This is a genomic window from Bacillus sp. IBL03825 (genome assembly GCF_024712505.1).
GTDB classification, from domain to species: Bacteria; Bacillota; Bacilli; order Bacillales; family Bacillaceae_G; genus Bacillus_A; species Bacillus_A wiedmannii.
Genome location: NZ_JAMXKE010000001.1, coordinates 1,213,706 through 1,231,723 on the forward strand (window position 1 = coordinate 1,213,706; position 18,018 = coordinate 1,231,723).

Sequence of the window (18,018 nt, forward strand, 5' to 3'; positions counted from 1 at the left end):
TACTGTGAGTGTTTTTTATTATAAATATAAAAAGCGGTATTTCTAAGGAAGAAATACCGCTTTTTACTAGCTAATTTGTGCAACTGTTAATGCTGCCGCACGGATGTCTACGGTTCCAATTAACTCAACTGGTACAATTTGAATTAAATCGCCAGGGTTTAAGTTAATCAGAATAACACCACTGGATACGTCTACTTCACCAGTACCAATAACGTTAGAACGAACTGCTGTACCTGATCCAGGAATAATGTTAGCTGGCGTACCTAATGATAAGAAGAAACGACCAGCTTCTGGTGCAACAGGTGCGTTATCAAGACTAATTGTTAATGTATAACTGATTTGATAAATACCAGCTCGTAGAATTCGAATGCCATCTCCGACACTTACTGTATCATTTATTACAGGAACAGTAATATTTGGGTTTGGACTTACGCTAGGTAATAGTAATGGTGTGAATAATGAAGCGAACTGAGGGGCAGAAGCGTTGAAAGCAAAACCGAAGGCAGGTAGTGTACTAGCTGGTTTCGCCTCACAATCGATTTTAGTAAATTCGCAATCAGAAGAGAACATGTTTTTCACTCCTTTATCTGTTTCTACTTTCAGTTAATGAAAAGGACAGGTTCTATGTTCTAGACAAGTTCCCAATTTTATAAAAAATACATAATAATACCTTTTAAGCATGGATTGGGTGGCAGAAAATTCTGCCACCCAATCCATGCTTAACTCATTATTTAGTTTTAAATCGTAACATCACGTAAGCATTGAATAGCGCAGAAGCAACTTAAATCAACAGTAAGACAAGTGTTGGTCGATATTAATCTTGCATTTGGTACAGCTAAAAACGTACAAATTGGATCATTATCAGGTGGTACAGGAGAAGTATCACCTAATACTACAGTTAATACACGCAATACAGCGCAATCATCATCGTCTATACTCTCGACACGGAAAATTGGAGATCGGCAGCTAGAAAGGCTTGCAGTTGGTGCAAATGCTTCAAAAGGTGCTCCAGCTTTAGTGTATAAAATAAAAGGACGTGTATTCGCTACTGATGCACTATTATGTGCTCCTAAAAATGGAACTTCGCAACCAGATCCACAGGTTGTGGTTGCACATTCTTGTAATTCATGTATAAAACGAACGACATTTGATACACAGTTGAAATCACAATCGTGATGATGATGGTCTTCGTTACAATTGCAGCTCATTATGTTCACTCCTTATCGTGAGTTCTGACATACACTATTACAATATGAATGGGATATGGTTGATATTACGTTAATTCTTATGATAAGAACATGGAATTTATATAGGAGGGATGTACATAATGCAATATGAAAAAAAGACATCCTTATTTAGTGGATGTCTTTTCAGGTAAATCTTTTCGCGTAGTATATAAAAAACGAGAGATATCTAATTTTTTCCCTCTAAAAAATTGAGGAGAGGAAATGTAAAGTTCTTCTTTCGCACGTGTAATTGCGACATAAAGTAGTCGGCGTTCTTCCTCTAAAGCTTCAGAAGTCTCTGTAACACGATCATTCGCATCTTTTAAAGAAGAAGTATGGGGGAGAATACCATCGCTCGCTCCAAGTAAAAAAACGCATGGAAATTCAAGGCCTTTTGCGTTATGAATAGACATAAGCGAGACAGCATTTTTTTCCGGCATTGTTTTTAATGCTTCCATTTCTTTTTGACCTTGAATTGCTTCATCAATAAATTGTAAGTATGCTGGAATATCGGTGAAACGAGTTGCTGACTCCATTAATTCTTCTAACATTTCTTCTTGTATATCTTTATGCATCGTGAAGGAAGAACGATCGTTACTTTTTAAGTACTCTAAATACTTTCCTTTACCATGAATAATTTCTTTTAATGCCTTTTTCGGTTCTAATTCTTTTATAAATTTAATAAAATCGATACGCTCATTTACCTTTTTCACTTGAAAAGGTTTTAAGCTCGGATTTAATAATAAGAAATGAAGAAGAGAAGGGAACCGCCCCTCACCATATTTCCATTGTTCACGTTCAATAAATGAAATACAATCATCACGCCCGATATACATCGTTGGCAATATATTTGAAAGTGATTCTAGTCGAAACGGTTCAATCACCAGTCTTAAATGATCTAATACAGGCTTAATTAAAGAATGTTCATAAAATGATTGACTCGCCCCGTGCTTAATAAACGGGATTTTGTGAATTGTAAGCTGATCGAGTAACGAACGGCTTACAGAATGTGTGCGATACAGTAAACAAAAATCTTTATAGTTGCGTTCGCCGCTATCTACTTTTTCTTGAATGAGCTGCAAAATTTGATTTGCTTCATCAAGAGTCGTAGCAGGTCTTGCGTAAAAAGGTTGTACACCTTCTTCGCGCACAGAATATAGCTCTTTATCAAAACGCTCCTGATTTAGTTTGATAACTTCATTTCCAAGTCCGACGATAAAAGGATTGGATCGATAATTCGTATTAAGTGCGATAATCGTAGTGTTATCAAATTCTTTTGGAAAAGATAAAATAATTTGGTGACTTGCTCCTCGCCAGCCATATATCGCCTGATCGTCATCACCTGCGATAAATAAATTATTTCTTGGCGTGGCTAACAATTTTACAATTTCATATTGTGCATACGATGTATCTTGGAACTCATCTACTTCAATATAGTGGAAACGTTGTTGTAATTGGGTAAGCAAAGGAGTGTTATTTTCTAACATATAATATGTTTCTAATAAGATGTCATCGAAATCAATATAATTATATCGTTGTTTCACTTCTTCAAAACGTTCGTATACTTCTTTAAATTCTTGTTCAACGGGTGTTTTTGCTTTTACATCTTTCGGACGATTCAATTTGTTTTTCTCAAGTGAAATCATAGCGAGCATCGTTTCAGCATCATAATCGTCTTTTAAGCGTAACTCTTTTAAGATTTTCTTTATCATAATTTGTTTATGTTTTTCGTTTGCTAAAATTTGCTGATTATATCCTTGACTACGAAGCAATTTTAAAAAGACGGAGTGGAACGTACCAGCAACAACGTAGCTACTTGCAGCACGATTCATACCAGGTAAATTTGCTACACGGTTTCGGATTTCTTCAGCTGCTTTTTGTGTAAATGTAAGCAGTAAAATATTGCGTGGATGAACTTGTTTTACATTTACTAAATAACCTACGCGGGTTGTTAAAACAGAGGTTTTCCCGCTTCCGGCACCAGCTAATGTAAGGACAGGACCTTCTGTCGTTCGCACGGCCTCTAATTGTTTCTCATTTAAAAATACATTTTGTTGCTCGAGAGCGCGGAAATACGCTGCATCAGCATCTTCTTCCATAATTAAATGGGTAGATGTTTTTGGAATATGGTATGTTGCACGCGGAATATCAGCGTGCGTTAATGATTTTTGTGAAAATTTTTCTTGTGTCATATATTCACCTTCAAAACTATAGCATCAACATTTAACTTTAGCGGAAGAAAAAGAAAATAGCAATGTAAAAAACAGGAGGGGATACCTCCTGTTTTCAAATTACAATTCTTTTATCATAACGATGTGAGGAATATTTGCTTCCATGAATACATCAGAATGCGTTACATATCCAAGTTTCTTATAGAAATCTTCAGCATGTGTTTGGGCATGCAGCTTTAATTTTGGTAGCGAGTTTTCATTCGCATATGCTTCAAGTGCATCCATAACAATTTTTCCAATGCCTTTTTTACGATGGGAAGCTAGTACGCAAATACGTTCCATTTTTCCTATTCCATCCAGTATGCGAAAACGACCAGCACCAACTGGAACATCATTATCATATATAACAACGTGTGTTGAAGTTTCTTCAAACTCATCATACTCTTCGTCAGCAGAAACTTGTTGCTCATTCACAAATACTTGCTTACGTACAGAGAATGCATCTCTTAGTTGTTCGTCCGTTTGTACGATCTGTGCGTGCAAATTAGTTGTTCCCCTTTCCAAGGTGGAATGTTTCGTATACAGTCCACGTTCCGTTTTCTAATTGATATAGAAGATGGAAGCGATCAATTGGTTGTTCATAATAGAAATCTTTCATACGTAATCGACCTAATACATCAGCATGCTCTGCATCTGATAAGCCTTGTCCGATTGTTAAATGAGGTACGAAAGCGTACTCGCGTTCTTGTATAAAGAATTCGCTATGCATTTCCTCATTTAAGAAAGTAAGTTCAGGTGTTTTTTCTACTTTAAAATAAAGAACATTATTAACAGGTGCGAATGAACCAACTTTTCCGACATGAAGGGTGAAAGGGTTCGTTTTACTTGCGATTGTATGTAACTCTTTTACAATCGATTCTAATTGTTCATCTTGCGTCTCAAAGGGTGTTTTCAATGTAATATGTGGCGGAACTAATGCGTAGTGCGGATCATAACGTTTACGCAATCCGTTCGCTTTATCTTGAATCATTTTAGATGGAAAAATTACAATGCCTAATTTCATGTTCCAATTCCTCCCTTTGTAAGTCTAGTTAGATTTTGAGAAAATAAATCTCTTAATCTATTATATCAAATTATTCTGAATACTTCTCTCTATTATTTCATTGATAGAATATGAGAGAAAGCTTTCGGTAAATCAGTTTGCCAATATTTCCACGTGTGGTTACCTTCAAACTCCTCGTAATGCGTGATGAAATTTCTATCTGTCAGAAGCGTATTGAGCTCACGGTTCGGTTGTACGAAATCAGAAACTTGTCCATCAGTGCGTTTTACGGCTGTTTCTTCTGTCCCAATGATGTGATAAAGGTCTAGCGCCTCCGGATTTTTGAAGTCTTTTGCTAAGCTCATCACTGTTTCATCCACAAATGGTGATTGCATAATGACTTTACCGAATGTATGCGGATACATAAGTGCAGTCATGAAGGAAACTGTCCCGCCAAGAGAATCACCAATTAACACACGACCTTTTCCCATTTGGTAAGTTGGATAATTTTCATCGATATATGGTGCAAGTTCATGAGCAAGGAAACGAATATACGCAGCGTTTTTCACTTCGTTTGGAAAATATTTTTCTTTACGATCGTGTACATTTTTATATGGAATACCGACAATAATTGTACGGTCAATTTCTTCAGTTTCACGAAGGCGCTCAATTACACGGTGCGCTTTACCAAGCTGAAAATAATCTCTACCATCTTGTGCAATTACAACTGTATGTTTGTGCAGTGGTGTGTAATTTACCGGTAAGTAAACAAGAAGTGTAACATCTTCTTGAAGTGATGCGCTATAAAATGAAATTTCTTCAATTCTCCCTATTGTTTGATTCATGTAGATCCCCCTAAATAAAAATTTACTGTAATGATTGTAAGAGCGACGCTTGTAGTGAAAAAGAAAGAAATATTCACTAATAGGTGCTTTCGTTTCTATTTTACCATAATGGTACGAAGAATCTAAAAAATTAGTATTTAAGTTGTGAAAGAAAACGGATATAATGAAGTGGGATTTTTGACAGGTGAGAGGGGAGACGGAATTTGAAACAAGAAAGATCAATCGCACTACCATTAGCAATTTCCATTATAGCCATTTCATTCGCAGCAGTTTTTGTAAAGATGTCCTCAGCACCATCTTCCATATTAAGTATGTATCGATTATGGATTATCGTACTTATTATGCTGCCTATCGTTTGGAAAAAACGGGAAGAGTTTAGTAAGATTCAAATAAAAGATTGGGGATTTTTAATTGGATCTGGTTTCTTTTTAGCGCTGCATTTTCTTTTATGGTTTGAATCTTTAAAGCATACGACAGTTGCTAGTTCGACGATTATTTTAGCGCTTCAACCAATTGTATCTTTAGTTGGAGGTTTTTTCTTATTTAAAGAAAGAACAACATACTCAGCCATTGCAACAATGGGAATTGCAATACTAGGCGTCATGTGTATTGGGTGGGGAGATTTAGGGCTAAGTGAACAAGCAATTTATGGAGATATATTATCCTTTTTAAGTGTCATAGCGGTTGTCGGTTATTTATTTATCGGGCAAACAACAGTAAAGAAAGTATCACACTGGATTTATAGCTTTACAGTTTTTGCATTCGCAGGTATTTTTATGGGGATTTATAATATAGTATTGCAAGTGCCTTTTACAGGTTATACGAAGTGGGACTGGACCGTTTTTCTTTTACTTGCAGTTGTGCCGACAGTGTCACATGTCATTAATAATTGGTTATTAAACTACGTAAATGCAACAACAATTTCAATGAGTATTTTAGGAGAACCCGTTGGAGCATCTATACTAGCGTTCTTCTTACTCGGTGAAAGACTAAATGTAATGCAAATTATCGGTAGCATGCTCGTATTGTTTGGTGTATCTGTTTTCTTACTACAGCAACAAAAACGAACAGCAAAAAATGTAGTAAACGAGCCGGCGTATACACAGGAAATATAATGTTAGAGAAGAAAAGAGAAGTTGTGATACTTCTCTTTTTGTTTTACAGAAATATAGGGGAGGAAGGGAATGGAAGAAATATTAAAGAAGTATATGCAAAACCTTACAACACTAAGTGAAGAAGAGCAACACATGATTCTCAGTGAATTAAAAATTGGAGAATATAAAAAAGGAACAGTGCTCCTAAGGCAAGGAGATGTCCCTTCGAAATGTTATTTTGTATTAAAGGGATGCATTAGGCAACATCGTATAGATGAAACAGGGAAAGAGGTTACATCAAATTTTTATACAGAAGAACAAGCAATCACAAATTTTAATCATCATAAACAAGATAAATCATCCCCGCATACGTTAACGTGCCTAGAAGACTGTCTAGTTGTAATTGGCGACCTGCATAGTGAAAAGGACGTGTATAAGAAATATTCACAATTAGAAGAAATGACACGCCAAATGATTGAATACAATTTCGGTGAGATACAAGAAGAACTTTCATTATTTATTGCATCGACACCAGAAGAGCGCTACAAATCATTATTACAAAAACGACCTCATTTAATCAATCGTGTTCCTCAATATCAATTGGCAAGTTATCTAGGTATTACGCCAGAATCATTAAGTAGAATTAAGAAAAGACTCAAACAGTAGCGTTTTTTCCACCTCTAATCAATAGCCATATACTAAATCCGAGTTCACCTGCAATCATTGGCAGTTGGAACAGTGTTTGTATGATTGAAAACATCGTATTCATGACGTGAATTACGATATAACCGATAGACGCGAAGAATAGTAGTATACTAATACATTTCGGTATATGTTTAGCTAGAAAAGCTACATAACCTAAAAAGAAAAGATGTAAGCCGAAAATGATTAATCCTACAGACCAAATGTATTCGAATACACTGAGAGACAACATCACATATGTTTCTGGATTCGCAATCGTACTTTTTGAAAGTAGCAATGCCAATATTAGATTGAATATGGCGATTCCAAGTATCGCTGTATACATAAGACGAAGCAAGGCAGCTAGTAATGAGAGGCTAGTATGAATTGGTTTTAGAAAGAAATAAAGAGCCCACGCGGCGACAATATCAGTAATGAAAATGATAATCCAACCGAAGATTTCCGCTTTGAAAAGTGAATTTGAAGTTTGGATATTATGGAATGTCGCGCTCGCATCTTCTTGTACAACGAGATTTCCATGAACAAAACCGTAAGAAAAAAATGCAATGAATGCCATAACAAGAAGAGAAAAGCCAGCAAATAAAGCATACTTTCGTTCAGTCATAATACGTCCTCCTATTCTAATGTTGTTTTCATTGTAATAGGGAAGAGGAGGAGATTCATTGACTTAAATCAAGAGAGGGGAAGTTTAATGGAATTTCCATCAAAAAAAGATATATGGTTATATCCGATTTTTTTCGTTGTCATTGGAGCGTGTTTTGCTCCTCTATTTGCAGGAAAAGAGTATTTTCTTTTATTTTTTACAATTCCGTTAGCAATATTATTTATGTGGAGTTGGTTTTCGACAAAATACATCGTCGGAGAAGAAACAATTACAATTAGATCAGGTCTCGTTAAAAAACGCATATTTATACGAGATATAAAACAAATTTCAAATACGAAAAATCCAATAGCTGCCCATGCATTGTCATTGGAACGACTTGAAATTGTTTACGGTGCACATAAAACAGAAGTTATTTCTCCTAAAGATAAAGACCAATTCATCAATCTTGTTACAAGTAAAAATTCAAACATTGAAATGAAGTAAAAGAGTGGCTAGGAAGCCACTCTTTTACTTTGGATTTGTCATATAAGGTTGTACATGAATCATACATAGGTCACGGAACTTTCCTTCAGTAGTTGTGACAATTACTACTGCTCTTCCTGCACTTTTTCCAGTAATCGTTACCGTATCACCTTTTGGATACATTGTGATAACATCAGCATTCATATTTGTCCAAATAAGTTCTTTATTCGTCGCTTGCATTGGTAAAACGGAAGCTGATAGCTCAGTGCTTTGTCCAGTTCTTACCTTTAACTTATTTTTTTCCATATGAACACCGATGACTGAAATAACAGAAGGAGCAATTGAAATTTTAGGTGGATTAGGTTGTATGTTCAAACAAGAGGTAGAAGTATTTGTGATAGGTGAAAATTTTCGTGTGTGTTGTCGCTGAAAAGCTGCTAACATGTTGAAGTCCCCTTTCTGTATAAGTGCTGATATTCATACTATAAAGGAGTAGTGTTATGTTAAATTTAACGAAACATAAAGAATTTGTTAAATTTGAGAAGAAGATTGTCGAACTGTAAAAAAGCTCTGCTGTTATCATAACAGCAGAGCTTTCTTTTTATAGATTATGACTATGTTGTTTTTCGAAATCCTCAAATTGCTCTTCAACTTCTTTTGAAGGTTGTGTTAGTAAACTAACAATTACGATTACTAGTAAACTAATAGTGAAACCAGGAATCATTTCATATAAGAATTCTTTTAAGAATTTGAATTGAGTCCAAATAATTACTGTAGCGGCACCAGAAATCATACCAGCAAGTGCGCCCCACTTCGTCATACGTTTCCAATATAAGCTTAATAAAATAGCAGGTCCGAATGAAGAACCAAATCCAGCCCAAGCGTATCCAACAAGAGCTAAAATCGTATCATCTTGTTTAAGTGCTAATGCACATCCAATTAAAGCGATAACAAGAACAGCCATACGACCGACAAATACAAGTTCTTTATCAGAAGCAGAACGTTTAAAGAATGTACGATATAAATCTTCTGTTATAGCACTCGAAGTAACGAGTAACTGAGATGAAATTGTACTCATAACCGCTGCTAAAATAGCTGCTAATAAAAATCCAGTAATAAGTGGATGGAATAAAATAGTGCCAAGTTCAACGAAAATCGTTTCTGGATCAGAAAGTTTTAAACCTGCTTTTGAATAGTATGCAATACCGATAAGGCCAGTAAACATAGCTCCGACAACAGAAAAAATCATCCAGCTCATACCAATACGTCGTGCGCTTTTAATTTCTTTTACAGAAGAAATTGCCATAAAGCGTACGATAATATGTGGTTGTCCAACATAACCAAGGCCCCATGCGAATAATGAAATAATTCCTAATACAGAAGTACCTTTAAAAATATCTAATAATGCCGGATCGATAGATTTAATTGTTTCAAATGCTGGACCAAGTCCATTTACGTGCATAATTGTTACGACTGGAACAAGAATAAGAGCGACTACCATAATGATTCCTTGCACGAAGTCTGTCCAACTTACAGCTAAAAAACCACCAAATAATGTGTAAGCTACGACAACTCCACCAACGATAAGAAGACCAACATGGTAATTGAGTCCAAATGAATTTTCAAATAATACAGCGCCAGAGACAAATCCTGAAGCTACATAAAACGTGAAAAATATCATAATAACAAGTCCAGATACTAGGCGTAGCATATGGGATTTGTCGTGGAAACGGTGTTCCAAAAATTCTGGGATAGTAATAGAGTTGTTTGCAATTTCAGAGTAGGTACGTAAGCGAGGAGCGACATAGATCCAGTTTGCGTATGCGCCTAATGTTAGGCCGATCGCAATCCAACTACTACTTAATCCAACGCTAAACATTGCACCGGGTAATCCCATTAAAAGCCAACCACTCATATCAGCTGCTCCAGCACTTAATGCTGTTACTGCGGGGCCTAGTGTACGCCCGCCAAGCATATAATCTGTTAAGTTGGATGTTCGTTTGTAGGCGAAATAGCCAATTACTAACATCCCGAGCATGTAAATAGAGATAGAAGTTAAAGTTAACATCTGCGTACTCATGTAGTTCCCCTTCCTTTTGTCATGTCTTTTGATGCGTTATGCATATTTATAATCTATCATGATTATTCTGAAAAATCCATACAGAAATATGAATTTTCAGAAATGTAAGCGTTTTTTTGACATCATTTTACTTTTTTAATATATAATATTCATGCAAAAAACCTTATTTTTAATAGAGTATTTATTATATTTACATAAAAAGAGGTTGTTTTGTCAATATAATATTGAAAGGAGAGAAAAATAAAATTCTTTTAAAAGTATTGACTTATGAAAAAAGTTAGGTCTATAATGAGTGCAACTTAAAAAAATGCAAGCGTTGATGAAGAAGAGTACACATGATGAACATGTCAGAGAGCTGATGGTTGGTGCGAATCAGTATGGGATTGATGTGGAATGGGCTTCGGAGCTTCCAAACCGAAACGAAAGAAGTAGGCTTTGGCGACATGATCTCATCGATACAAGAGACACGTATTGTTTTTGATACGGTAAAGTGCGTTACATTTGTAACGAATTAAGGTGGCACCACGGGAGTACCCGTCCTTTCTATAGGATGAGTACTCCCTTTTTGTGTACAAAAAATTAAATAAATGAAATCGTTGAAGTAAGAAGAGTACGTATATTGGAGACGTTACAGAGAGCCGGGGATAGGTGGGAGCCCGGTGCGGTGCCATATACGGAATGGGCTTACGAGAGGTATGCTGAACAATTATTTTCAGTAGGCAACCCGGGTTCCGCCGTTACAAGGATAAGGTATATATTTTGTACCTGAATAAAGCGGATGCTTTTGCGTCCAACATGAGGTGGTACCACGGTAAATTTATCGTCCTCTACATATTTTCGATATGTAGAGGACTTTTTTATTTTTCAGATTGAGGTGAAAGGCATGATGACAAAAGAGGAATTTATGAAGCAAAAAGAAAAGGGAAGAACATTTGTAGTAATCGCTGAAGAAGAAGGAGATAGCATTACGCCAATTTCTTTATATAGACGTATGAAGGGAAAGAAAAAGTTTTTATTAGAAAGCTCCCAGCTTCATCAAGATAAAGGACGCTATTCATATTTAGGATGTAACCCGTATGGTGAAGTGAAAAGCGTTGGTACGGAAGTGGAACGAACGATTTATGGCCAAACAGAAAAGCTGCAAGGTAACGTAATACAAGTGTTAGAAGAAGTAATCAAGTCAGCGCAAGTAGACAGTCCATTCCCATTTTGCGGAGGAGCAGTTGGTTATATTGGTTATGACGTCATTCGGCAATATGAAAACATTGGAACAGATTTACACGATCCATTGAATATTCCAGAAGTACACCTTTTACTGTACCGTGAGTTTATCGTGTATGACCACTTACGCCAAAAAATATCATTTGTATATGTATGCAGGGAAGACGATTCAGCTTCTTATGAAGAAGTATATGAAAGGTTGCAAGTATACAAAGAGGAAGTGTTACAGGGAGAAGCAGTGGAAGTAATTCAAATAAGGTCAACATTATCATTCACTTCTTCTATAACGGAAAAAGAGTTTTGTGAGATGGTAGAAACGGCGAAAGAACATATAAGAGCCGGGGACATATTCCAAGTCGTACTGTCACAGCGTTTGCAAAGTGAATGTATTGGTGATCCTTTCGCGCTATACCGAAAACTTCGCATTGCAAACCCGTCACCGTATATGTTTTATATCGATTTTCAAGATTATATTGTACTCGGTTCTTCGCCGGAAAGCTTGTTATCAGTTAGAGAAGATAAGGTGATGACGAATCCAATTGCGGGTACGAGGCCGAGAGGGAAAACAAAGCAGGAAGATGCGGAAATCGAAAAAGAACTGTTAGAAGATGAGAAAGAACGAGCGGAGCACATGATGCTTGTAGATCTTGGGCGAAATGATATTGGCAGAGTGAGCGAAATTGGATCCGTGACGATAGATAAATATATGAAAGTAGAAAAATACTCTCACGTTATGCACATTGTATCTGAAGTTTACGGAATATTGCGAAAACAAATGAGTGGATTTGATGCATTAGCGTATTGCCTACCAGCAGGAACAGTGTCAGGTGCTCCGAAAATTAGAGCGATGGAAATTATAAATGAGCTAGAGAATGAAAAAAGAAATGTATACGCCGGTGCAGTTGGGTATGTTAGTTTTTCTGGAAATCTTGATATGGCACTTGCCATTCGAACGATGGTCGTAAAGGATGAAAAAGCATACGTTCAGGCAGGAGCGGGAATTGTTTATGATTCAGACCCAGTAGCTGAATATGAAGAAACGTTAAATAAGGCGAGAGCGCTATTGGAGGTAATGAAATGATTGTACTAATTGATAATTATGATTCATTCACATATAACTTGTATCAGCTGTTAGGTGAATACGAAGAAGATATTGTAGTCGTAAGAAATAATCAAATAACGATAGAACAGCTAGAAGGGATGAATCCAACAGGAATTGTGCTTTCACCAGGACCAGGAAAACCAGAGGATGCTGGCATTTGTATCGAAGTGATTCGTCATTTTTATAAGAACGTTCCCATACTAGGTATTTGCCTCGGACATCAGGCGATTATATCAGCATTTGGAGGAGAAATTGTTAGAGCGGAGCGCATTAAACATGGAAAAACATCTCGTGTGAAACATAATGGAACGTCAATCTTTTCATACGTGACCCAGCCGCTAACAGCGATGCGCTACCATTCCCTTGTTGCAGCACAAACGAGTTTGCCAGAGTGTTTTGACATACTAGCGACAGCGATGGACGACGGAGAAATTATGGCAGTTCGTCACAATTATTATCCGCTATTCGGATTACAGTTTCATCCAGAATCAATCGCGACAGAAGAAGGCGGAAAGTTAATACGTGCCTTTTTAACAGAAGTGAAGGAGGAGGAAAGAGTATGAATAACTATCTTCGTAAATTAGTGGAGGGACAACATTTAACAGAAGAGGAAATGTATAGAGCAGGGCTTCTTTTATTAAATGAAAACATATTGGAAAGTGAAATTGCAGCCTTCTTAGTATTACTGAAAGCGAAAGGTGAAACAGCAGAAGAAATATACGGCCTTGTTCGAGCTCTTCGCGAAAAGGCATTACCGTTTTCGAACCATATACAAGGAGCAATGGACAATTGCGGAACGGGTGGTGACGGTGCACAAACGTTTAATATTAGTACAACATCGGCATTTGTACTGGCAGGAGCTGGCGTAAAGGTTGCAAAACATGGTAACCGTGCTGTATCTAGTAAAACAGGAAGTGCCGATTTATTAGAAGAACTCGGTGTAAATATTAGCAGTACGCCAAACGAAATTGATTATTTATTAGAGCATGTCGGCATTGCATTTTTATTCGCACCAGCTATGCATCCAGCATTAAGGCGCATTATGAAAATAAGAAAAGAATTAAATGTACCGACGATCTTTAATTTAATTGGCCCTTTAACAAATCCGGTGAATTTAGAAACACAATTTGTCGGCATTTATAAACGAGATATGTTACTACCAGTTGCGCAAGTATTACAGAAACTAGGAAGGAAGCAGGCGCTTGTTGTAAACGGAAGTGGATTTTTAGATGAAGCATCATTGCAAGGAGAAAATCATGTTGTCATTTTAAAAGATAATGAAATAGTAGAAACGAGTATTGAACCCGAGAAATACGGTTTCTCAATAGTGAACAATGAAGAGATTAGAGGCGGGAATTCGAAAGAAAATGCAAAGATTACGCTCGGCGTATTAAGAGGAGAAAAGAGTGTTTACCGCGATACAGTTTTATTCAATGCAGGTCTAGCCCTTTTCGCAAATGGAAAAGCAGAAACGATCGAAGAAGGAATTACACTAGCGGCACATAGCATTGACTCTGGAAAAGCATTAGCCAAACTAAACTTATTAATTGCAGCAAGCAATGAAAAATTAGAAAGGGTGAATTAAAGTGGGGACGATTTTAGACAAAATTGTAGACCAAAAGAAAAAGGAAGTTGCGGCATTATATGAAACGTATACACCATTAAAAGAAATTAGAAAGACACATTCACTTGTAGAAGCGTTACAGCAGTTTACTGTCATTGCAGAAGTAAAGCGAGCATCACCATCAAAAGGAGATATTAATTTACACGTTGATGTACGAAAACAAGTGAAAACATATGAAGAATGCGGCGCAGGAGCAGTTTCTGTTTTAACAGACGGTCAATTTTTTAAAGGATCGTTTCATGATTTACAAACGGCAAGAAGAGAAAGTAACATTCCGCTTTTATGTAAAGATTTCATAATCGATAAGATTCAAATTGATAGAGCGTATGAAGCTGGTGCAGATATTATTTTACTAATCGTAGCGGCGTTAACGAAAGAAAAATTAAAAGAGCTGTACAGCTACGTACTAGAAAAAGGATTAGAAGCGATTGTTGAAGTTCATGATGAACAGGAATTAGAAATTGCAATCCAATTAAATCCGCACGTTATCGGTATTAACAACCGTAATTTAAAAACATTCGAAGTTGATTTAAGCCAAACAGAAAAGCTTGGAAAACGATTAAACGAGGAGAAATTACTTTGGATTAGTGAAAGCGGGATCCATTCAAAGGAAGATATTATCCGTGTTAAAAAAGCGGGAGCAAAAGGTGTATTAGTTGGAGAAGCAATTATGACATCATCTTCTATAAGTACCTTTTTCGAAGACTGTAAGGTGAACATATGAAAGTGAAAATTTGCGGCATCACTGATGTTGAAACAGCAAAGCGTGCTTGTGAATACGGAGCAGATGCACTCGGATTTGTTTTTGCAGAAAGTAAGCGGAAAATCACTCCAGGGCTAGCGAAAGAAATCATTGAGGAGATTCCAGCAAACGTGTTAAAGGTCGGTGTTTTCGTAAATGAATCAGTAGAAGAAATACAGAAAATTGCAGATGAATGCGGGTTAACGCATGTGCAACTACATGGGGATGAAGATAATCACCAAATCAGAAGATTGAATATTCCGTCTATAAAAGCTCTCGGAGTGACTTCGGAGGACGATATGAAAGATGCTCAAACATATGAAACGGATTATATATTGTTTGATAGCCCGAAAGAAAAGTTTCACGGAGGAAATGGAAAGAAATTTTCATGGGAACTACTTGTGCATATGCCAAAAGAGTTGCGAGAGAAAACGATATTAGCTGGTGGATTAAATGCACTTAATATAGAAGAAGCGATTCGAACTATTCAGCCATACATGGTCGATGTAAGTAGCGGAGTAGAGACAGAAGGAAAGAAAGATCTAAAGAAAATAAAACAATTTATTATAAAAGCGAAGGAGTGTTCCAAATGAACTACGCATATCCAGATGAAAAAGGTCACTACGGTATATATGGAGGACGATACGTTCCAGAAACGTTAATGCAATCTGTATTAGAACTAGAAGAAGCGTATAAAGAAGCGATGCAAGATGAAGCGTTTCAAAAGGAATTAAATCATTATTTAAAAACGTACGTTGGAAGAGAAACACCGCTTTATTTCGCTGAAAATATGACGAAGTATTGCGGCGGTGCAAAGATTTATTTAAAACGTGAAGATTTGAACCATACAGGAGCTCATAAAATTAACAATACAATCGGTCAGGCACTACTTGCAGTACGAATGGGCAAGAAAAAAGTTGTCGCTGAAACAGGAGCAGGACAACACGGAGTTGCAACAGCTACTGTATGTGCCCTACTCGGATTAGAATGCGTCATCTTTATGGGAGAAGAAGATGTGAGACGTCAAAAATTAAATGTGTTCCGAATGGAATTACTCGGAGCGAAAGTAGAAAGCGTAGCGGCAGGTAGCGGTACATTAAAAGATGCGGTAAACGAGGCGCTTCGCTACTGGGTTTCACATGTACACGATACACACTACATTATGGGATCCGTTCTTGGACCACATCCATTCCCGCAAATTGTTCGTGATTTCCAAAGTGTAATTGGGAAAGAAACGAAAAAACAATATGAAGCGTTAGAAGGGAAATTACCAGAGGCAGTCGTTGCATGTATTGGTGGTGGTAGTAATGCGATGGGCATGTTTTATCCGTTCTTACACGATGAAGAAGTCGCTCTTTACGGCGTAGAAGCAGCTGGGAAAGGTGTTCATACAGAAAAGCACGCAGCTACTTTAACGAAAGGAAGCGTTGGTGTTTTACACGGATCAATGATGTACCTTCTGCAAAATGAAGAAGGACAAATTCAAGAAGCGCATTCTATTTCAGCGGGACTCGATTATCCAGGTGTTGGGCCAGAACATAGCTTGCTAAAAGATATTGGACGCGTTTCGTATCATTCAATAACAGACGAAGAAGCGTTAGAAGCATTTCAATTATTAACGAAAAAAGAAGGGATTATTCCGGCGTTAGAAAGCTCACATGCTGTCGCATACGCATTAAAATTAGCGCCGCAAATGAAGAAAGACAAAGGACTTGTCATTTGTTTATCTGGTCGCGGGGATAAAGATGTAGAGAGTATAAAACGTTATATGGAAGAGGTGTAAAAAATGGGAGTAGAAAAAATTAAAGCAGCGTTTGAAAATGGTAAGAAAGCATTTATTCCGTACGTAATGGGCGGAGATGGTGGCCTTGAAAAATTAAAAGAAAGAATTTGTTTTCTAGATGAAGCAGGAGCGAGCATCGTTGAAATTGGCATCCCGTTTTCAGATCCAGTCGCAGACGGTCCAACGATTCAAAGAGCAGGGAAACGAGCACTAGATAGCGGTGTAACAGTAAAAGGTATTTTTCAAGCATTGATAGAGGTAAGGAAAGAAGTGCAAATTCCGTTTGTACTCATGACATATTTAAATCCAGTACTCGCATTCGGAAAAGAACGATTCATCGAAAACTGTATAGAAGCAGGTGTAGACGGCATCATCGTTCCAGACTTACCGTATGAAGAGCAAAATATTATTGCTCCGTTACTTCGAGAGGCAAACATTGCGCTAATTCCACTCGTTACCGTAACGAGCCCAATTGAGCGAATCGAAAAAATTACGAGTGAATCAGAAGGATTCGTCTATGCCGTTACAGTAGCAGGCGTAACAGGAGTACGTCAAAACTTTAAAGGTGAGATTCATAGTTACTTAGAAAAAGTAAAATCACATACGCATTTACCGGTAGTGGCAGGGTTCGGTATTTCAACGAAGGAACATGTAGAAGAAATGATTACAATATGTGATGGAGTAGTCGTTGGAAGTAAAGTCATTGAGCTGTTAGAAAATGAAAAGCGAGAAGAAATATGTGAATTAATACAGGCAACAAAACAAAAAGAAGAGGCATAAGTCTCTTCTTTTTGTTTTACGTAATAAATGTTAAAATATACAGAAAATACATATAACTTAGAGGGTGAGAAAGCATGCTAAGACGAAAACTACTATATCTTCTTTTAACTGTACCACTATACGCTTGGCTCATTAGCATGACGAAAATAGAATTGATGGCTCTATTTATAGGATATGTATTTATCTTTTCCAACTTAAATCGCATTCAAGAGCAATCTATTTTAGAAATATGTATATTTTCGATTAGTATAGAACTATTTAGTATCGTTTCGATTGTATTATTAAACGAATTATTTCGATGGATCCATTCATTTGAATTAATGAAATTTGGAAATGTTGTATTGCAAGTAATATGTGCTTATATTGTGTTTGTTTTGTTAGATAAAATAGTCGGACAGCAGAGCGTTTTTCAGGATAAAAGAAAATGGGAGTGAAAGGAGCCATTTGGCTCCTTTTTTGAACCTGTTGTAAAAACAATTGAAAATTATGACATCTGTTATATAATAGTTAAAAATTGTATTTTTAATGAAAAGAGATGAT

Annotated in this window: 20 protein-coding genes and 2 other annotated features; of the genes, 11 read left to right on the forward strand and 9 right to left on the reverse strand. The window is 36.8% G+C overall.

Going from position 1 to position 18,018, the window contains the following annotated elements; genetic code table 11:
* Window positions 1-66 precede the first annotated feature (66 nt).
* The 6 genes from exsF to NHG49_RS06345 all read right to left on the reverse strand — a co-directional run bounded on the left by exsF (window position 67) and on the right by NHG49_RS06345 (window position 5,284).
* Window positions 67-570, reverse strand: coding sequence for an exosporium protein ExsF (exsF, locus tag NHG49_RS06320; protein WP_000492933.1), 504 nt, complete (start codon window positions 568-570; stop codon window positions 67-69).
* 167 nt (window positions 571-737) lie between these two features.
* Window positions 738-1,208, reverse strand: coding sequence for a spore coat protein CotY (cotY, locus tag NHG49_RS06325; RefSeq protein WP_064476795.1), 471 nt, complete (start codon window positions 1,206-1,208; stop codon window positions 738-740).
* Between the two features lie 143 nt (window positions 1,209-1,351).
* Window positions 1,352-3,418 (reverse strand): ATP-dependent helicase, encoded by a 2,067-nt coding sequence (locus NHG49_RS06330; RefSeq protein ID WP_064476794.1) that lies wholly within the window; start codon window positions 3,416-3,418, stop codon window positions 1,352-1,354.
* Window positions 3,419-3,517: 99 nt separating this feature from the next.
* The gene (locus tag NHG49_RS06335) at window positions 3,518-3,940 is read right to left on the reverse strand and encodes a GNAT family N-acetyltransferase (RefSeq protein ID WP_046957039.1); all 423 of its coding nucleotides are present in this window, start codon (window positions 3,938-3,940) and stop codon (window positions 3,518-3,520) included.
* A gap of 1 nt (window position 3,941) precedes the next feature.
* Complete coding sequence (locus tag NHG49_RS06340; RefSeq protein ID WP_000765870.1) at window positions 3,942-4,460, reverse strand: YjcG family protein; 519 nt, start codon at window positions 4,458-4,460, stop codon at window positions 3,942-3,944.
* A 92-nt stretch (window positions 4,461-4,552) separates the two neighbouring features.
* Window positions 4,553-5,284 carry an alpha/beta hydrolase gene (locus NHG49_RS06345; RefSeq protein WP_258125621.1) on the reverse strand — a complete coding sequence of 244 codons (732 nt, stop codon included), beginning with the start codon at window positions 5,282-5,284 and terminating at the stop codon, window positions 4,553-4,555.
* Window positions 5,285-5,487: 203 nt separating this feature from the next.
* Between NHG49_RS06345 and NHG49_RS06350 the strand changes: the two genes are divergently transcribed.
* Both NHG49_RS06350 and NHG49_RS06355 read left to right on the forward strand, forming a co-directional pair.
* A complete protein-coding gene (locus NHG49_RS06350; protein WP_064476792.1) occupies window positions 5,488-6,399 on the forward strand; it encodes a DMT family transporter in 912 nt (303 codons plus the stop codon).
* A 69-nt stretch (window positions 6,400-6,468) separates the two neighbouring features.
* On the forward strand, window positions 6,469-7,044 hold the full coding sequence (locus NHG49_RS06355; protein WP_064476791.1) for a Crp/Fnr family transcriptional regulator: 576 nt from the start codon (window positions 6,469-6,471) through the stop codon (window positions 7,042-7,044).
* On the opposite strand, the gene NHG49_RS06360 is transcribed toward NHG49_RS06355, so the two are convergent.
* Window positions 7,034-7,684, reverse strand: a complete 651-nt coding sequence (locus NHG49_RS06360; protein WP_149173337.1) for a DUF4386 domain-containing protein — start codon at window positions 7,682-7,684, stop codon at window positions 7,034-7,036. The genes NHG49_RS06355 and NHG49_RS06360 overlap by 11 nt on opposite strands.
* Before the next feature lie 87 nt (window positions 7,685-7,771).
* On the opposite strand from NHG49_RS06360, the gene NHG49_RS06365 reads away from it, so the two are divergent.
* Window positions 7,772-8,167: a PH domain-containing protein gene (locus NHG49_RS06365; RefSeq protein ID WP_088048333.1), complete on the forward strand. Its 396-nt coding sequence runs from the start codon at window positions 7,772-7,774 to the stop codon at window positions 8,165-8,167.
* Between the two features lie 24 nt (window positions 8,168-8,191).
* Here NHG49_RS06365 and NHG49_RS06370 read toward each other — a convergent pair whose 3' ends face one another.
* Complete coding sequence (locus NHG49_RS06370) at window positions 8,192-8,590, reverse strand: Ig-like domain-containing protein (RefSeq protein WP_088048334.1); 399 nt, start codon at window positions 8,588-8,590, stop codon at window positions 8,192-8,194.
* 157 nt (window positions 8,591-8,747) lie between these two features.
* Window positions 8,748-10,226 (reverse strand): sodium/proline symporter PutP, encoded by a 1,479-nt coding sequence (putP, locus tag NHG49_RS06375; RefSeq protein ID WP_048561494.1) that lies wholly within the window; start codon window positions 10,224-10,226, stop codon window positions 8,748-8,750.
* Window positions 10,227-10,533: 307 nt separating this feature from the next.
* Window positions 10,534-10,771: a binding site (T-box leader), on the forward strand.
* A gap of 42 nt (window positions 10,772-10,813) precedes the next feature.
* Window positions 10,814-11,057 (forward strand) — a binding site (T-box leader).
* 52 nt (window positions 11,058-11,109) lie between these two features.
* Here putP and trpE point away from each other — a divergent pair.
* The 8 genes from trpE (at window position 11,110) to NHG49_RS06415 (ending at window position 17,912) form a co-directional block, all read left to right on the forward strand.
* Window positions 11,110-12,528, forward strand: a complete 1,419-nt coding sequence (gene trpE, locus NHG49_RS06380; RefSeq protein ID WP_222660748.1) for an anthranilate synthase component I — start codon at window positions 11,110-11,112, stop codon at window positions 12,526-12,528.
* Window positions 12,525-13,112 carry an aminodeoxychorismate/anthranilate synthase component II gene (locus NHG49_RS06385; RefSeq protein WP_064476786.1) on the forward strand — a complete coding sequence of 196 codons (588 nt, stop codon included), beginning with the start codon at window positions 12,525-12,527 and terminating at the stop codon, window positions 13,110-13,112. Before trpE ends, NHG49_RS06385 begins: the two co-directional genes overlap by 4 nt.
* Window positions 13,109-14,134, forward strand: coding sequence for an anthranilate phosphoribosyltransferase (trpD, locus tag NHG49_RS06390; protein ID WP_064476785.1), 1,026 nt, complete (start codon window positions 13,109-13,111; stop codon window positions 14,132-14,134). Before NHG49_RS06385 ends, trpD begins: the two co-directional genes overlap by 4 nt.
* A 1-nt stretch (window position 14,135) precedes the next feature.
* On the forward strand, window positions 14,136-14,897 hold the full coding sequence (gene trpC / locus NHG49_RS06395) for an indole-3-glycerol phosphate synthase TrpC (protein WP_064476784.1): 762 nt from the start codon (window positions 14,136-14,138) through the stop codon (window positions 14,895-14,897).
* Window positions 14,894-15,508, forward strand: a complete 615-nt coding sequence (locus NHG49_RS06400; protein WP_064476783.1) for a phosphoribosylanthranilate isomerase — start codon at window positions 14,894-14,896, stop codon at window positions 15,506-15,508. Before trpC ends, NHG49_RS06400 begins: the two co-directional genes overlap by 4 nt.
* Window positions 15,505-16,698: a tryptophan synthase subunit beta gene (trpB, locus tag NHG49_RS06405; RefSeq protein ID WP_064476782.1), complete on the forward strand. Its 1,194-nt coding sequence runs from the start codon at window positions 15,505-15,507 to the stop codon at window positions 16,696-16,698. The genes NHG49_RS06400 and trpB overlap by 4 nt, the downstream gene beginning before the upstream one ends.
* A 3-nt stretch (window positions 16,699-16,701) precedes the next feature.
* Window positions 16,702-17,478, forward strand: a complete 777-nt coding sequence (gene trpA / locus NHG49_RS06410; RefSeq protein ID WP_048561487.1) for a tryptophan synthase subunit alpha — start codon at window positions 16,702-16,704, stop codon at window positions 17,476-17,478.
* 74 nt (window positions 17,479-17,552) lie between these two features.
* Window positions 17,553-17,912 (forward strand): DUF4029 domain-containing protein, encoded by a 360-nt coding sequence (locus NHG49_RS06415; protein ID WP_088048336.1) that lies wholly within the window; start codon window positions 17,553-17,555, stop codon window positions 17,910-17,912.
* Window positions 17,913-18,018 lie beyond the last annotated feature (106 nt).

Coding starts and splice junctions, on each gene's coding strand:
- NHG49_RS06345 (WP_258125621.1), bottom strand. CDS start 5,284: ATGAATCAAACAATAGGGAGAATTGAAGAAATTTCATTTTATAGCGCA.
- NHG49_RS06400 (WP_064476783.1), top strand. CDS start 14,894: ATGAAAGTGAAAATTTGCGGCATCACTGATGTTGAAACAGCAAAGCGT.
- NHG49_RS06365 (WP_088048333.1), top strand. CDS start 7,772: ATGGAATTTCCATCAAAAAAAGATATATGGTTATATCCGATTTTTTTC.
- cotY (WP_064476795.1), bottom strand. CDS start 1,208: ATGAGCTGCAATTGTAACGAAGACCATCATCATCACGATTGTGATTTC.
- trpA (WP_048561487.1), top strand. CDS start 16,702: ATGGGAGTAGAAAAAATTAAAGCAGCGTTTGAAAATGGTAAGAAAGCA.
- NHG49_RS06370 (WP_088048334.1), bottom strand. CDS start 8,590: ATGTTAGCAGCTTTTCAGCGACAACACACACGAAAATTTTCACCTATC.
- NHG49_RS06340 (WP_000765870.1), bottom strand. CDS start 4,460: ATGAAATTAGGCATTGTAATTTTTCCATCTAAAATGATTCAAGATAAA.
- trpD (WP_064476785.1), top strand. CDS start 13,109: ATGAATAACTATCTTCGTAAATTAGTGGAGGGACAACATTTAACAGAA.
- exsF (WP_000492933.1), bottom strand. CDS start 570: ATGTTCTCTTCTGATTGCGAATTTACTAAAATCGATTGTGAGGCGAAA.
- NHG49_RS06360 (WP_149173337.1), bottom strand. CDS start 7,684: ATGACTGAACGAAAGTATGCTTTATTTGCTGGCTTTTCTCTTCTTGTT.
- putP (WP_048561494.1), bottom strand. CDS start 10,226: ATGAGTACGCAGATGTTAACTTTAACTTCTATCTCTATTTACATGCTC.
- trpB (WP_064476782.1), top strand. CDS start 15,505: ATGAACTACGCATATCCAGATGAAAAAGGTCACTACGGTATATATGGA.
- NHG49_RS06415 (WP_088048336.1), top strand. CDS start 17,553: ATGCTAAGACGAAAACTACTATATCTTCTTTTAACTGTACCACTATAC.
- NHG49_RS06385 (WP_064476786.1), top strand. CDS start 12,525: ATGATTGTACTAATTGATAATTATGATTCATTCACATATAACTTGTAT.
- NHG49_RS06330 (WP_064476794.1), bottom strand. CDS start 3,418: ATGACACAAGAAAAATTTTCACAAAAATCATTAACGCACGCTGATATT.
- trpE (WP_222660748.1), top strand. CDS start 11,110: ATGATGACAAAAGAGGAATTTATGAAGCAAAAAGAAAAGGGAAGAACA.
- NHG49_RS06355 (WP_064476791.1), top strand. CDS start 6,469: ATGGAAGAAATATTAAAGAAGTATATGCAAAACCTTACAACACTAAGT.